Source organism: Pseudomonas sp. FA-1 (assembly GCF_056856075.1).
The window spans coordinates 1-436 of sequence record NZ_JBWXTH010000040.1 but is presented as its reverse complement, the minus strand read 5'-3'; the positions used below and the strand labels follow the sequence as shown (position 1 = coordinate 436).

Annotated in this window: 1 protein-coding gene; it reads right to left on the bottom strand. The window is 70.0% G+C overall.

All coding sequences use genetic code 11. The annotated features are described in order from the left end of the window. A partial coding sequence (locus AC1MHZ_RS23395) for a hypothetical protein (protein ID WP_482967014.1) occupies window positions 1-436 on the bottom strand: 436 nt, incomplete at both ends.

Genomic DNA, 436 nt, shown 5'->3' with positions numbered 1-436 from the left:
GAACAGTTGCAGCGCCGCCATCGCCTCGGCGATGCGCGTGGTCGTCACCTGGGCACTGTTCAGGCTGTCGAGCAGCAGGTGCTGGTTCAGCGTTTCCACGCCCAGGTTGGCGCGCGCGGCCAACACACCGGCCAGCGCCTTGCTCAACGGCTCCTCGCTGGCCGCCTGCGCCCGCTTGACCTGCGACGGGCTCAGCCCCGCCTCGAAACTGTCCGCCAGGGCTTGCCACTCGGCCCACGCCTCTGGGAACACCTGCAACGCCGCCAGGGCCTTGGGCTGCACGCCCAGCGTTGTCGCCAGGTCGGCCCATTGCCGGACCACGGCGATCTCCTGCCAATTGGCCAGGGCCGAGGCGTCTACGACATCCTTCTTCAGGGCTGCCTGCCTGGCAGCCTCGGCGACCAGCCCTTCTGCCTGGCCGGTGGCCTTGGCCAGC